General features: G+C 70.5%; 12 protein-coding genes. 8 read left to right on the forward strand and 4 right to left on the reverse strand.

What is annotated here, in order from left to right:
• Positions 1–8 precede the first annotated feature (8 nt).
• Positions 9–1,319: a glycoside hydrolase family 130 protein gene (locus tag ACTZQ5_RS06425; RefSeq protein WP_443584333.1), complete on the forward strand. Its 1,311-nt coding sequence runs from the start codon at positions 9–11 to the stop codon at positions 1,317–1,319.
• Positions 1,320–1,539: 220 nt separating this feature from the next.
• Here the strand turns inward: ACTZQ5_RS06425 and nudC are convergent, their stop codons facing one another.
• Genes nudC through ACTZQ5_RS06440 form a run of 3 tightly spaced genes read right to left on the reverse strand, consistent with a single transcriptional unit; the run spans position 1,540 to position 4,834 of the window.
• Positions 1,540–2,421 (reverse strand): NAD(+) diphosphatase, encoded by an 882-nt coding sequence (gene nudC, locus ACTZQ5_RS06430; RefSeq protein ID WP_443584334.1) that lies wholly within the window; start codon positions 2,419–2,421, stop codon positions 1,540–1,542.
• Entirely contained in the window at positions 2,418–3,770 is a 1,353-nt protein-coding gene (locus tag ACTZQ5_RS06435; protein ID WP_443584335.1) for a serine hydrolase domain-containing protein, read from the reverse strand. The genes nudC and ACTZQ5_RS06435 overlap by 4 nt, the downstream gene beginning before the upstream one ends.
• Complete coding sequence (locus ACTZQ5_RS06440; protein ID WP_443584336.1) at positions 3,767–4,834, reverse strand: A/G-specific adenine glycosylase; 1,068 nt, start codon at positions 4,832–4,834, stop codon at positions 3,767–3,769. The genes ACTZQ5_RS06435 and ACTZQ5_RS06440 overlap by 4 nt, the downstream gene beginning before the upstream one ends.
• Positions 4,835–4,860: 26 nt before the next feature.
• On the opposite strand from ACTZQ5_RS06440, the gene ACTZQ5_RS06445 reads away from it, so the two are divergent.
• The 4 genes from ACTZQ5_RS06445 to ACTZQ5_RS06460 all read left to right on the forward strand — a co-directional run bounded on the left by ACTZQ5_RS06445 (position 4,861) and on the right by ACTZQ5_RS06460 (position 10,267).
• Positions 4,861–5,373, forward strand: coding sequence for a DUF721 domain-containing protein (locus ACTZQ5_RS06445; RefSeq protein ID WP_443584337.1), 513 nt, complete (start codon positions 4,861–4,863; stop codon positions 5,371–5,373).
• 4 nt (positions 5,374–5,377) lie between these two features.
• Positions 5,378–6,043, forward strand: a complete 666-nt coding sequence (locus ACTZQ5_RS06450; RefSeq protein ID WP_443584338.1) for a DsbA family protein — start codon at positions 5,378–5,380, stop codon at positions 6,041–6,043.
• A gap of 25 nt (positions 6,044–6,068) precedes the next feature.
• Positions 6,069–6,797, forward strand: a complete 729-nt coding sequence (locus tag ACTZQ5_RS06455; protein ID WP_443584339.1) for a thioredoxin domain-containing protein — start codon at positions 6,069–6,071, stop codon at positions 6,795–6,797.
• A gap of 83 nt (positions 6,798–6,880) precedes the next feature.
• A complete protein-coding gene (locus ACTZQ5_RS06460) occupies positions 6,881–10,267 on the forward strand; it encodes a chromosome segregation SMC family protein (protein ID WP_443584340.1) in 3,387 nt (1,128 codons plus the stop codon).
• Here the strand turns inward: ACTZQ5_RS06460 and ACTZQ5_RS06465 are convergent.
• Positions 10,209–10,697 (reverse strand): hypothetical protein, encoded by a 489-nt coding sequence (locus tag ACTZQ5_RS06465; protein WP_443584341.1) that lies wholly within the window; start codon positions 10,695–10,697, stop codon positions 10,209–10,211. The genes ACTZQ5_RS06460 and ACTZQ5_RS06465 overlap by 59 nt on opposite strands.
• A 165-nt stretch (positions 10,698–10,862) precedes the next feature.
• On the opposite strand from ACTZQ5_RS06465, the gene ACTZQ5_RS06470 reads away from it, so the two are divergent.
• The 3 genes from ACTZQ5_RS06470 (at position 10,863) to ACTZQ5_RS06480 (ending at position 14,065) form a co-directional block, all read left to right on the forward strand.
• Positions 10,863–12,110: a putative DNA modification/repair radical SAM protein gene (locus tag ACTZQ5_RS06470; RefSeq protein ID WP_443584342.1), complete on the forward strand. Its 1,248-nt coding sequence runs from the start codon at positions 10,863–10,865 to the stop codon at positions 12,108–12,110.
• Positions 12,111–12,173: 63 nt separating this feature from the next.
• Positions 12,174–12,659: a hemerythrin domain-containing protein gene (locus ACTZQ5_RS06475; protein WP_443584343.1), complete on the forward strand. Its 486-nt coding sequence runs from the start codon at positions 12,174–12,176 to the stop codon at positions 12,657–12,659.
• An 8-nt stretch (positions 12,660–12,667) separates the two neighbouring features.
• A complete protein-coding gene (locus tag ACTZQ5_RS06480) occupies positions 12,668–14,065 on the forward strand; it encodes a UdgX family uracil-DNA binding protein (RefSeq protein ID WP_443584513.1) in 1,398 nt (465 codons plus the stop codon).
• Positions 14,066–14,097 lie beyond the last annotated feature (32 nt).

Genomic DNA, 14,097 nt, shown 5'->3' on the forward strand with positions numbered 1-14,097 from the left:
GGACTTACGTGGCCGCTTCCTTCCTCCGCCACCTTTCGCCGACGCTGTTGCCCGATCCCAAGCGCACGGTGATCCGCCCGTTCCTGCCCGACGATCCGGAGCCGTTCCGCGTCGAGGACCATCCACGCGGCGACCGGATCGTCGACCGCATCCAGACCATGGACGATGCCGAGGTCGACGCGATGGTCGGCATCATCCTCGAAGGCCTCGGCGCCCGCCATCGCGAGGTGCCCGCGCTGCTGCTGCGCCGGTTCGAGGAGGTATCCGGCCCGCTGAACCTCGATGCGGATCTTTCGGAAGCGCGCAAGATCCTGATCGGCGGCTATTTCAGCGCCGAATATTCGTTCGAGGCGGCGGCGCTGTTCAACCCCAGCATCGTGCCCCACCCCGACCAGAGCGACTGCGCGGAGGGCGCGATCCGCTTCGTCCTGTCGTTGCGCGGGATCGGCGAGGGGCACCTCTCCTCCGTCACCTTCCGCACCGGCACCTGGGGGCCGGCGGACGACGATCTGGTGATCGACCCGCCGGGGCCGCAGGGCGTGCCGCCGGTGCTGGAGGAACCCGATCCGGAACTGGTCCGCCAGATCGGCGCCAAGGCGCTGGTGCAGCTCAATTGCCGCGCCGCCCGCGAGCCTTCCGAAACCGTGCTGTTCCCCGTCGTCGAGAGCCAGAGCCGCGGCATCGAGGACCTGCGCCTCGTCCGCTTCCGCGAGGACGACGGGCGCGAGACCTATATCGGCAGCTACACCGCGGTAAGCGGTGAGCGCGCGCGGCAGGAGGTGCTGCAGACCGACGATTTCCGCCTGTTCCACATGCACCCGGTCGACGGGCCGGTGGCGAGCGGCAAGGGGATGGCGCTGTTCCCGCGCAAGATCGGCGGCAAGTTCGCCGCCCTTTTCCGCCACGACAGCGAGAACCTGTGGTACGGCACCAGCGACACGCCGCTTGCCTGGGACACGCCGACGCGGATCATGCAGCCCGCCTATCCCTGGGAATTCGTACAGATCGGCAATTGCGGATCACCGATCGAGATCGACGAGGGCTGGCTGGTGCTGACCCATGGCGTCGGCATGGTGCGCAGCTATTGCATCGGCGCCGCATTGCTCGACCGCGACGATCCCACCAAGGTCATCGGCCGCCTGCCCGAACCGCTGATCCAGCCGGACGGCGAGACGTGGGACGGCTATGTGCCCAACGTCGTCTATTCCTGCGGCGGGCTGGTGCGCGGGCGGACGCTGCTCCTCCCCTATGCGCTCGCCGACGACATGACGAGCTTCGCCGTCGCGCCCCTCGACGACCTGATCGCCGCGATGCGGTAAGCCTTATGTCCTCCCCCGCCAGGGGGAGGGGGACCGCTCGCCGCAGGCGAGTGGTGGAGGGGGAGGTCAGCGACGTATTGCATAGGAGAGGACACCGCTCACCTGCCCCTCCGTCACGCCTTCGGCGTGCCACCTCCCCCTTGCGGGGGAGGACGTAACCGGTTGCCGACGTCATCACGGGCTTCGCCATCGCGGCGACGCGGCGAGATCCCGCGCGAACCTAATCCTTCCCCGCCCACACCGTCAGCAGCGTATGGGCGATGGCATAAGGCGGCGGCGGCAGGAACGGCCCCCGTTCCCCCGCCAGCACCGCGCGCACCACGTCGCGCGGCACCCACATCGCATCCTCCAGCTCGTTGGTGTCGAGCGTGATCGTATCGTCCTCGGCCGCGCCGATGCAGGCGATCATCAGCGACGAGGGGAACGGCCAGGGCTGGCTGGCGACGTAGCGCACATCGCGCACCCGCACCCCCGCCTCCTCGCCGATCTCCCGCGCCACCGCCTCCTCCACCGATTCGCCCGGTTCGACGAAACCGGCGAGGGCGGAATAGCGCCCCTCCGGCCAGCCCTTGCCGCGCCCCAGCAGCGCGCGGCCGTCATGTTCGGCGATCATGATGACGACCGGGTCGACGCGCGGGAAATGTTCGGTGTAGCAGGCGTCGCACTGGCGCCCCCAGCCGGCGCGGAACAGGTGCGTGGTGCCGCCGCAACGCGCGCAGAAGCGGTGGCGCGCATGCCAGTCGAGCAGGCTGCGCGCCGCGGCATAGGTCGCCGCCTCGCCCGGCTGGAGCGCGGCGAGCATCGTCATCAGCGCGGGCGAGCGCATCGCCGGCGTCGTCCCCTCGCCGCTCGCGGGCAGCAGCGCGGCGACATGCGCGCGATCCCCGCCATCGAGGCCGAGCAGGATCACCTCCGCCGCTTCCGGCAGGTCGGCAAGGCTGGTCCAGGCGAGCCGGCCGTCCGCCGTCACCTCCGGCGTCAGACCGTCAAGCTTGAGCAGCCGCGCACGCCAGTCGAGCTTCGCCGCCAGCGCGGCAGGATCGTGGCGCAACGCATCGGCGCGATCCAGCGTGCCGCCGGTGAAGCCGGGCACGGGGGTCATCGCTTGAACCGCGACAGGTCGGCGGCGAGCGCCTGCACCGTCTCCTGCCGCACCGGCCAGCGATCGGCGGGGAAATAATTGACCATGATCGTACCGCGCACCTTTTTGACGGGATCGACGAAGGCGACCGTGCCGGCGGCACCGCCCCAGCCATAGGTCCCCCTGGACGGCATGCCGCCGGGGCCATCGGCGAGATAGACCGATCCGCCCGCGCCATAGCCCATCGGCACGGCATTGGCCGACGCGCCACCGGTCGCGCCGCCGACCCCGCCGAAGGTGACGCCGGCCGGCAGCAGGTTGGACATGGCGAGCCGCACCGTCTCGGGCTTCATGATCCGCACCCCGTCGAGCGTGCCCCCGTCGGCGAGCATGTGGAGGAACCGGTCGTAATCGCGCGCCGACATCACCAGCCCGGCGCCGCCGTAAGGAAAGCTCGGCGGCTGGAGGTAGACGGAGGTCGCGCCGGGATCGAGCGGGGCAAGGCCCGCCCCCGTGAAGGCGTAATTGGTCGCCAGCCGCGACGCCTGCGCCGCCGGCACCGTCCAGTAGCTGGAGGTCATCTTGAGCGGCGCGAAGATGCGCGTGTCGACGAAACGGTCGAACGGCATGCCGGACGCCACCTCGATCACCCGCCCCATCACGTCGAGGCCGACCGAATAGTTCCACGCCGTGCCGGGCTGCGCGATCAGCGGCGCCTTGGCGACCTGATCGGCGAAGGCGGCGAGCGTCGCGGGCCGCGTGCGCCGCATGCTCGGCTCGATGCTGGCGCTGACCGCGGCGGGCAGGATGCCGAGCCGCTCATATTCCTTCAGCAGCGCGCCCTTGGCGATGATGTTGTAGGTGAGGCCGGACGTGTGGGTCAGCAGCATGCGGATGGTGATCGGCCGCACGGCGGGCACGCTGGCGAGGTTCTGTTCCGGATCGGTCGCGACCCGCATCGTCTTGAATGCCGGGATGTATTTGGCGACGGGATCGTCGAGGCCGATCTTGCCCTCCTCGATCAGCATCATCGCCGCCATCGCGGTGACCGGCTTGGTCATCGAATAGACGCGCCACAGGCTGTCGGGCGTGGCTTGCGGCGCGCCGGCGTCGGTCGCGATCCGGCCTGCGGACACGAACCAGGTCGGCCGGTCGCCGACGCCGAAGGCCGCGACGATCCCCGGCATCTTGTCGTCGCGCACATAGCCGTCGAACAACGCCTGCGTCTGCGGCAGGACGAGGCGGCCCAGCGCATCGCCACCCCCGGCGGGCGCGACCGGCGCGCTCTGCCGCAGCGCCTGGCCGCCCACGGCCGCCGTCGCCGCCAGCCCGGCCAGCGTCAGGCCGACGATTGCGATGACCCGCTTCATTCCACTCTCCCCGTCACGGCCGCCGCGGCCTTGGCGAACAGCGTCGGCAGACCGGCGCGATCGAGATCGGCGATCGGCCACCATTCGCCGTCGGTGTGATGCGCCTGCCCCTCGCCCACGGCAAGCGCCAGTTCGATGTCGAAGTGCGTGAAACCATGGGAGACTGTCGTGTTCCGCAAGCGCCAGTCGACCGCCGCCGGCGCCTCCGCCAGCGCCGGTCGCGTATCGATCCACGGCCCCGTCGGCAGCGCGCGCATCCCGCCGAGCAGGCCTTTGCCCGGCCGCCGCACCAGCAGCACGCGGTCGCCGTCCTGCAACCAGAAGATGGTACCATAGCGCTGCGGCCGTGCCTTCTTCGCCGCCTTCACCGGCAGCCGTTCGGCCACGCCTTCGCGATAGGCGCGGCATGCGGCGGACAACGGGCACAGCAGGCATGACGGCTTTCGGGGGGTGCAGATGCCCGAGCCCAGATCCATCATCGCCTGCGCGAAATCGCCGGCGCGGGCCTCGGGCGTGATCCGGTCCGCCGCCGCACGGATCGCGGTGCGGGCGCCCGGCAGCGGCTCGGACATCGCGAACAGGCGTGCCACCACCCGCTCGACATTGGCATCGACCACCACCGCCCGCCGGCCGAAGGCGATCGCCGCCACCGCCGCCGCGGTATAGGCGCCGAGCCCGGGCAGCGTCCGCAGCACCGCCTCGTCCGCCGGAAACGCGCCGCCGTGTTCCGCCACCACCACCTTCGCCGCGGCGACGAGGTTGCGGGCACGGGCATAATAGCCAAGGCCCGCCCAGGCGGCCATCACCTCCGCCTCGTCCGCCGCGGCGAGCGAGGCGAAATCGGGCCAGCGCGCCACCCAGGCTTCGAATCGCGGGCGCACCGCCGCCACCGTCGTCTGCTGGAGCATCACCTCCGACAGCCAGACGCGATAGGGATCGGCCACCGCGCCGGGCAGCGCCCGCCACGGCAGCACGCGGCGGTGGCGATCGTACCAGGCGAGCAGCAGCGGCGCGATCGTCGCCGGATCGCCGGCAGGTTCGGGGCAAGAGCGTGTAGCGTCCACGCCCCGGCTATGGCATGGAGCCGCCAATGAGCAAGCGCGCCGGCGCCCCCACGTCCGAAGCCCCCCGCCAGAACCGCGCCCGCGCGGTCAGCGAACTGCTGCCCGCGATCCATGGCGCCGCATTCAAGCGATTCGGCTTCGTGCAGAGCGCGCTCGTCACCCGCTGGGCGGAGATCGTCGGCGAACGCTGGGCCGCCGCCTCCGCCCCCGAATCGCTGCGCTTTCCGCCCGGCAAGAAGGCGGACGGCGTGCTGACGTTGGTGGTGCGCAGCGCGCATGCGCCGATGCTCCAGCATATCGCGCCCGAGATCGTCGAGCGGGTCAACCGCTTCTTCGGCTATGCCGCGGTGGCGCGGCTGACGATCCGCCAGGGTGAGGTCGCCAAGCCGATGCCGCGCAGTGCGCCGCCGTCGCTGAAAGCCGCCCCGCCGGAGATCGGCGAGGGGCTGAAGGTGATCGCCGATCCCGAACTGCGCGCCGTTCTCGAATCGCTCGCCGCCGGCGTCCATACGCCGCGCGGCCTTCCCAGGATCAGCTGAGCCCATGACCCGCCTGCCCCTCCTCGCCTCGTTCGGCCTCGCGCTCGTCGCGGCGGCGCCCGCCACCGACTGGAGCGCCGTCTCGCATCAGACGCCCAAGGGCGCCTATGTGTTCGGCAACCCGGCGGCACCGGTGAAGCTGATCGAATATGGCAGCTACACCTGCTCGCACTGCGCCGATTTCGCGAACGAAAGCGCGGCGGTGCTGAAGGAGCAGATGATCCGCTCGGGCAAGCTCAGCCTCGAATACCGCCACCTGATCCGCGATCCCGCGGATCTCGGCGCGGCGGTGCTGGCACGCTGTGCCGGTCCGCGCGGGTTCGCGGCCGCGCATGCGATGATCTTCGCGACGCAGGCGACGTGGCTGCCCAAGCTTGCGACCTATCAACAGGCCCATCCCGATATCGACGCCAGGCCGCCGATCCAGCAGGCGCGCCTCTATGCCGATGCCGCCGGCCTCACCGCCGCGATGCGCGCGCGCGGGCTGACGCCGGCGCGGATCAACGCCTGTTTCGCCGACAAGGCCGGGGTGGACCGGATCACCGCAATGACCGGCGATGCGCCGATCGAGGTGGCAAGCACGCCGACCTTCTACCTCAACGGCGCGTTGCAGCCGCCTTCGACGTGGCAGCAGCTCGAACCCATCCTGCGCGCCAAGGGCGCCCGCTAAGCCGATCAATCAGGAGCGCATTCCCATGAAGTATCTCGCGTCGCTGCTCGTCCTCCCGCTGGCGCTGGCCGGTTGCTCCAAGGAAGGCGGCACGCCCTCGTCGCCCGCCAGCCCCGTCGCCGCGGTCGCCGCGCCCGCCGGACAGGACTGGACGCAGACCGCCGCGCGCACCGCGGAGGGCACGCTGATCGGCAACCCCAATGCGCCGATCAAGCTGGTCGAATACGGCTCGCGCCTGTGCCCGACCTGCGGCGCGCTGGCACGCGAAAGCTTCGGTCCGCTGATGGACAATTACGTCAAATCTGGGAAGGTCAACTTCGAATACCGCGAATTCCTCGTCCACGGCGCCCCCGACCTCCCCCCGGCCCTGCTGGGGAATTGTACCGACGTCACCGCCTTCTTCCCGATCCTGGAACAGATGTATCAGGCGCAGGAAGGCTTCAACACCAAGCTGCAGGCGACGCCGCCGGCGGTGCAGCAACAATTACAGACCGCCAAGCCGGTGGATGCGATCCGCATCATGGCCGAACAGATGGGGCTGATCGATTTCGCCAAGCAGCGCGGCATCCCCGAAGCCAAGGCGCGGGCATGCCTGGCCGACATGACCCAGATCGACCGCTGGACCAAGCAGACGCAGGACAAGAGCGCCGACGGCACCGTCTCTGGCACGCCGACGCTGATCCTCAACGGCAAGAAGGTCGAGGCGGTGACCTGGGGTCAGCTGGAACCGCTGCTGAAGGCGGCCGGCGCGTAAGTCGGTTGTCGCAAGGACGCGACGGACGCGCGTCCTTGCGGGGCTCTCTTGCCAGGCGGAAACATTAGCGGCACTCCCACAGCGTGCAGATCAAGCGGCTTCGCATCGCCGGGTTCAAGAGCTTCGTCGATCCCGCCGACCTCCGCATCGAGCCGGGGCTGACCGGGGTCGTCGGGCCCAACGGCTGCGGCAAGTCGAACCTCCTCGAAGCATTGCGCTGGACGATGGGTGAGAGCAGCGCCAAGTCGCTGCGCGGCGCAGGTATGGACGACGTGATCTTCGCAGGCACCGCCACGCGGCCGCCGCGCGATTTCGCCGAGGTCGCGATCCTGCTCGACACGGGCGGCGACGAGCGCGAGGTGGTCCGCCGGATCGAGCGCGGCGCGGGCAGCGCCTATCGGATCGACGGGCGCGACGTGCGCGCCAAGGACGTGGCGCTGCTGTTCGCCGACGCCGCCACCGGTGCGCACAGCCCGGCCCTGGTCAGCCAGAACCGCATCGGCGCGGTGATCGCCGCCAAGCCCGCCGAGCGCCGCGCGATGCTGGAGGAGGCGGCGGGGATCGCCGGGCTGCACGTCCGCCGCAAGGACGCCGAACAGAAGCTGCGCGCCACCGAGGCGAACCTCGTCCGGCTCGACGAACTGATCGCCGAACAGGACGCACGCGCCGCCCAGCTCAGGCGGCAGGCACGCGCCGCCGAACGCTATCGCGCCTTGTCCGAGCAGATCCGCGTCGCCGAGGCACGGATGATCTTCGCCCGCTGGCGCGATGCGGTCGCCGCCGCCGACGCCGCCCGGGCGGAGGCCGATGCCGCACACGCCCGCGTCTCCGCCGCGACGGCAGGCGAGTGCGAGGCCGCCGCCGCCCAGCAGACGGCGGTCGAAACGGTGGCGACGCGGCGGGCGGCGGCGCTGGCGGCCCGCGACCGCGCTGCCGAGGCTGGCCACGCCCTCGCCACTCTGCGCAGCGAGCGCGCCGCCGCGGCACGCCGGGCCGCGGACCTTGCCGAGGCACGCCGCCGCATCTCCGAGGATCGTGCGCGCGAAGGAACGCTCGCCAGCGACGCCGCGGCGGCACTCGCCAACCTCGCCGAAGAGGTGAAGGCGCTCGACGCCGGCATCGCCGCCGCCGCCGAGGCCGCCCCGCACCTCGCTGCCGCGCTCGCCGAGGCCGAACGCCAGGCGCGCGATGCCGAGGTGGCGCTGGCGCAGGCACTGGCCCGCCAGGCGAGCGAGGCGGCGGAAACGCGCGTCGCCGATGCGGCGCTCGCCGCGGCGCGCGCCCGCGCCGAGCGGGCCGATCGCGACGCCCGGCAGGTCGCGCAGGCGCTCGCCGCACTGGGCAGCGCCGCCCCCCTCGCTGCGGCGCGCGACGAAGCGGTGGCACGGCGCCGCGCGGCAGCGAGCGCCGGCGAAGCGGCCCGCGTCGCGTTGGCGGAGGCCGAGGCCGCCGAACGAACGGCGGCGGCGGAACGCGACGCCGCGGAGGTCGCGCGTGCCGCAGCGCGGGCGGACCTGGCCGCGATCGACAGCGAGGCGGCGGCGCTCACCAAGGCGACGCAGCGCAGCGGGCGCGACCGGCTGCTCGATCACCTGATGCCGTCACCCGGCGTGGAGCGTGCGCTCGCGGCTGCACTGGGCGACGATCTGGAGGTGACGCTCGCCGCCTGGACCGGCGCGGAGCCGGAACCGGGCGATCCCGCCGCGCCGGCAGGCACCACGCCGCTCGCCGCCTGCGTCACCGCGCCGCCGGCGCTCGCCCGCCGGCTGGCACAGACCTTCCTCGCCACGGAGGATACCGGGCAGGCGCTCGCCGTCGGGCAGAGGCTGGTGACGCGGGATGGACGATTGCGGCGCTGGGACGGCTTCGTCGCCAGCGGCAATGGAGCGGCGGCTGCGGAACGGCTGGAACGGCTCGTCCGGCTGGCGGCGCTCCACGCGGCCCGGCCGGCGGCGGCGGCGGCGCTCGAATCGGCAGAGGGCGTGCGTGCGAGGATCGAAGAGGCGATCGCCGGCGCCCGTGCCGCGGCGCGCGGCGCGCGTACCACGCGGGATCAGGCGGATGCCGCCGGGCGCGAGGCCGAACGCGCCGAAGATCGTGCCGCGGCGGCGCTCGAACGGCTCGACCATCAGCGCGCCGATCTGGCGTCGCGCGCCGAGCGCACCGCGACGGAGGCTGCGGATGCACAGGCGGAACGCACCCACGCGGCGGCCGCGCGCGCCGCCCTGCCCGATGGCAATCAGGCGAATGCCGCGGTCGCCGCCCTGTCGCGCGAAGCGGACGCGCATCGCACCGCTGTGGCGCGCGCGCGCGAGGCGCGGGCCGCGTCCGATCGCAGCGTACAGGCCAATCGCGAACGGCTGGCGGCGGCGCAGGCGGATGGGCGCAGCTGGCGCGCGCGTGCCGGTGAGGCGGCGCGCCGCATCGCCGACATGGACAAGCGCGATACGGCACTTGCCCGCGATGCCGCGGAAGTGGACGATCGCCCCGCCGCGCTCGATGCAGCGATCGCCACGGGTGAAGCCGAGCACGCCCAGGCGCGCAGCGACAGCGAAACCGCATCCGCCGCGGAACGCGTCGCCGACGCCGCCCTGCGGCAGGCCGAAGATGCGCATCGGCGCGCCAACGAGACGCTGGCACAGGCGCGGGAGGCGCGGGCGGGCACGCAGGCGCGGCTGGAGAACCAGGAATTGCGCCGCGTCGAAATGGGCCGCCTGTCCGGCGAGCGTTTCGAATGCCCGGCACCGGTGCTGCCCGAACGGTTGGGTTTCGACAGTGACACGGTGCGCCGCACCGACGAAGAGGCGCAGGCCCACGAGCGGCTGTCCGCGGAGCGCGAGCGCATCGGCCCGGTCAATCTGGTCGCGACGCGCGAACTTGCCGAACTGGAGGCAGCCGGCAGGAGCAACGCCGCCGAGCGCGACGAACTGGGGCAGGCGGTGCATCGGCTGCGCGGATCGATCGGCACGCTCAATCGCGAAGGGCGGCAGCGCCTGCTCGCCGCCTTCCAGGCGGTCGACGGCCATTTCCGGCGGCTGTTCACCACCCTGTTCGACGGCGGCGCCGCGCATCTGCAGCTGATCGATTCGGACGATCCGCTGGAGGCGGGGCTGGAGATCATGGCGCAGCCGCCGGGCAAGCGGCTGCAATCGCTCACCCTGCTGTCGGGCGGCGAACAGGCGCTGACCGCGGTCGCGCTGATCTTTGCATTGTTCCTCACCAATCCGGCGCCGATCTGCGTGCTCGACGAGGTCGATGCGCCGCTCGACGATGCCAATATCGAGCGTTTCTGCGGCCTGCTCGACCGGATGACGGAGGAGACCGAGACGCGCTACCTGATCGTCACGCACAATGCGGTGACGATGAGCCGCATGCACCGCCTGTTCGGCGTCACCATGGTGGAACGCGGGGTCAGCCGGCTGGTGTCGGTCGATCTCGGCGGAGCGACCAGCCTGGTGGCGGCGGAATGATCGGCCGCCCCGGCGCGTCGCAGGCCAGCAGCGCCGCCGCCGCACGTCGCTCATAGTCGAGGTGGCCGCGCATGCGGGCGATAAAGGCCAGCGCCTCGGCCCGGTAGACCTCCGGCGACTCGACCGCACCACTGCTGTGGCGTGCGACGAAGCGTCGCACCTCTTCGCCCAGCGCAAGGCAATCCACCTTCAGCGCCCGCGCGGTCCGCGCCCGATCGGCGCTGCCGCCGGCGATATGCGGATCGAAGATCTCGCGATGCTTGAACATCTGATAGGCAGCGAGCAGCCGCACCAGCTCCCAGCGCAGCCGCGCCAGCCCGGCCATGTCCGGCGCGCCACCGATCGCCAGCAGGCGCGCGGCGCGATCCATGTTGGCACGGATGCCCGCCTGATGCTCCAGAAGCCGATCGACCTGCTGCTGATCCTTCATGCGTGCAAGGCTATCGGGGCAAAGGTGACCGAATTCTTACTCACCCATCTATGTCATTGTTTTACATCAGTTATATAGCAGAGTGGGTGGATTCCCAACGACTATGGGTGCGACACCGGCGTCGCCTGCCTTGTACCCGGCCGCCCGAGAACGTACATGGAACGGATGGCGCAGCTCGACACCCGTGAAAAGCTGGCGATCCTCGCCGATGCCGCAAAGTACGATGCCTCCTGCGCCTCGTCGGGGACGGCGAAGCGCGACAGCCGCGACGGCAAGGGGCTGGGATCCACCGAGGGGATGGGCATCTGCCACGCCTATGCACCCGATGGGCGGTGCATCAGCCTGCTCAAGATCCTGCTGACCAACAGCTGCATCTTCGACTGCCACTATTGCATCAACCGCAAGAGCAGCAACGTGCGGCGCGCGCGCTTCACCGCGGACGAGGTCGTCAAGCTGACGATCGCCTTCTACAAGCGCAACTATATCGAGGGGCTGTTCCTGTCGTCGGGCATTATCCGCTCGTCCGACTACACGATGGAGCAGATGGTCGAGGTCGCGCGCAGCTTGCGCGAGGATCATCACTTCCGCGGCTATATCCACCTCAAGACGATCCCCGACGCCGATCCGGAACTGGTCCACCAGGCCGGCCTCTATGCCGATCGCGTGTCGATCAACGTCGAACTGCCGACCGCCAGCGGGCTGAAGCGACTCGCCCCGGAAAAGGACGGCGCGCGGATCGAAGGCGCGATGAAGGATGTGAAGGCGGCGATCGTCGACACCAGCGATGCCCGCCGCAAATACAAATCGGCCCCGCGCTTCGCGCCGGCCGGGCAATCGACGCAGATGATCGTCGGCGCGGATGCCGCGACCGATGGCGAGATCGTTACGCGGGCCTCCACCCTCTACGACCGGTTCGGGCTGCGCCGGGTCTATTACAGCGCGTTCAGTCCGATCCCGGATGCGAGCACGGTGCTGCCGCTGCAACGGCCGCCGCTGATGCGCGAACATCGCCTGTACCAATCCGACTGGCTGATGCGCTTCTACGACTATTCGCCCGCCGAGGTGGTCGCCGCGGCGGACGAGGCGACGGGGATGCTGCCGCTCGACGTCGATCCCAAGCTCGCCTGGGCGTTGAAATTTCGCGAGAGCTTTCCGGTCGACGTCAACCGCGCACCGCGCGAGATGCTGCTGCGCGTACCGGGGCTGGGCGTGAAGGCGGTCGATCGCATCGTCGCCAGCCGGCGCTGGCGGCGGCTGCGGCTGGACGACGTCGCGCGCCTGACGGTGAGCGTCGCAAAGGTCCGCCCGTTCATCGTCGCCGAGGATTGGCGGCCGGTGATGCTGACCGATCGTGCCGAATTGAAGCCGATCGTCGCGCCCAAGTCGCACCAGCTCGAACTCTTTGCCGCGTGAGAATGATTCGCGGGTGAAACGCTCCGTGCCGTGGCCGGTTGGTCGCGGCGAAGGAGACGGCTGATGGCGCTGGCGCAGATTTACGCAGATTTGAAACGCGATCACGACAAGCAGCGCGGCATGCTGAAGGAGCTGGGCGACATGCAGGGTGCCGGACAGGAACGCCGCGACCTGTTCGAGGCGTTCCGCCTAGAGATCCAGAGCCATGCCGCTGCCGAGGAGGAATCGCTTTACGCCACCATGCTGCGCGATCCCGAATTGCGCGACGACGCGCGTCATTCGGTGAGCGAGCACAAGGAGGTCGACGACCTGCTCGGCGAGATGGCGGACCTGGAGTTCGGCTCCGATGCGTGGAGCGAAAAATTCTTCCATATGCGCCGCCGCTACGAGCACCACATCACCGAGGAAGAGGAAGAGATGTTTCCCGCCGCCGCGGAGGAACTGGATTCATCGACCGAGCAGGAACTCGCGACGATCTATGAAGAGCGCAAGCCCGAGGAACTGGAACTGGCCAAGGCCAACCCGCCGGGCGGCGACGAACGCGACTGACCGCCGTGTTGCGCATCGCCACCCTGCCCGCTCCCGACGATTTCGACGCCTGGCGCGACGCCGCGCGTGCGCTGGCGGCGGCGGAGGTGCCGCCGGATGCGGTGGTGTGGCAGGTGGGCGATGCGCCGGTCGACCTGTTCGCGGCGGCAGGCGATGCAGACGCGGCGCCGGCCGCTGCGCCGGCCGGTTTCTCCGTGCCGCGCGGCTTCATCGATCTGGCCCGCAGCGTGGTGATGGCGAACGATCCCGAACGGTTCGCCTTGCTCTACACGGCGCTGTTCCGCCTGCGCCGCGAGCCCAGGCTGGTCGAGGACCATGCCGATCCGCTGGTCCGCCGGCTGGAGGTGCTTGCCAAGAACGTCCGGCGCGACATCCACAAGATGCGCGCCTTCCTGCGCTTTCGCGAGGTGGAGGAGGAGGGCGGCGCCAGCCGCTACGTCGCCTGGTTCGAACCCGAACATCATATCGTACGCGCCAATGCCGCCTTCTTCGTCAACCGCTTCGCCGCCATGCGCTGGTCGATCCTGACGCCGGAGGTGTCGCTGCACTGGGACGGCAAGGCGCTGTCGGAAGGGCCGGGCGCCAGCAAGGCGGACGCGCCGGAGGGCGATCCGACCGAAGAGGTGTGGAAGACCTATTACGCCAGCATCTTCAATCCCGCGCGCGTCAAGATCGGCGCGATGCTGAAGGAGATGCCGCGCAAATACTGGAAGAACATGCCGGAAACCGCGCTGGTCCCGCAACTGATCGCCGGCGCACAGGCACGGGAGAGCGGCATGATCGAGACGGCACGCAGCAGCGTCGGCGGCAACGTCCAGGCGGCGTGGGAGGCGCTGCGCGACGAGGCGGCGGCCTGCACCCGCTGCCACCTCTACAAACACGCGACGCAGACCGTGTTCGGCGAAGGGCCGGTGGATGCGGCGATGATGTTCGTCGGCGAACAGCCGGGCGATCAGGAGGATCTGGCCGGCACGCCCTTCGTCGGGCCGGCGGGGCAGGTGTTCAACCGCGCCGTCGCCGCCGCCGAGATCGACAGGACGCGCGTCTACGTCACCAATGCGGTGAAGCATTTCAAGTTCGAACAGCGCGGCAAGCGGCGCATCCATTCCAAGCCCGACACCGGCGAGATCCAGGCCTGCCGCTGGTGGATCGAACAGGAACAGATGCTGGTCCGTCCACAGGTCACCGTCGCACTCGGCGCCACCGCGGCACGCTCGCTGCTCGGCCGCACCGTGACGATCGGCCGCGAGCGCGGGCGGGCGATCGCGCTGCCCGACGGCGGTGAGGCCTGGATCACCGTCCACCCGAGCTATCTGCTCCGCCTGCCCGACGAGGCGCAGAAGCAGGAGGAATATGCCCGCTTCGTCGAGGACCTGAAACTGGCGAAAGCGGCGTTGCGGGATTAGCTCCCCCCTTCCCTTCCGCCGCCCGATCCGCC

The sequence above is a fragment of the Sphingomonas cellulosilytica genome (assembly GCF_052321755.1).
Lineage (GTDB): Bacteria > Pseudomonadota > Alphaproteobacteria > Sphingomonadales > Sphingomonadaceae > Sphingomonas.

Coding starts and splice junctions, on each gene's coding strand:
- ACTZQ5_RS06450 (WP_443584338.1), top strand. CDS start 5,378: ATGACCCGCCTGCCCCTCCTCGCCTCGTTCGGCCTCGCGCTCGTCGCG.
- ACTZQ5_RS06455 (WP_443584339.1), top strand. CDS start 6,069: ATGAAGTATCTCGCGTCGCTGCTCGTCCTCCCGCTGGCGCTGGCCGGT.
- ACTZQ5_RS06470 (WP_443584342.1), top strand. CDS start 10,863: ATGGCGCAGCTCGACACCCGTGAAAAGCTGGCGATCCTCGCCGATGCC.
- nudC (WP_443584334.1), bottom strand. CDS start 2,421: ATGACCCCCGTGCCCGGCTTCACCGGCGGCACGCTGGATCGCGCCGAT.
- ACTZQ5_RS06465 (WP_443584341.1), bottom strand. CDS start 10,697: ATGAAGGATCAGCAGCAGGTCGATCGGCTTCTGGAGCATCAGGCGGGC.
- ACTZQ5_RS06445 (WP_443584337.1), top strand. CDS start 4,861: ATGAGCAAGCGCGCCGGCGCCCCCACGTCCGAAGCCCCCCGCCAGAAC.
- ACTZQ5_RS06475 (WP_443584343.1), top strand. CDS start 12,174: ATGGCGCTGGCGCAGATTTACGCAGATTTGAAACGCGATCACGACAAG.
- ACTZQ5_RS06435 (WP_443584335.1), bottom strand. CDS start 3,770: ATGAAGCGGGTCATCGCAATCGTCGGCCTGACGCTGGCCGGGCTGGCG.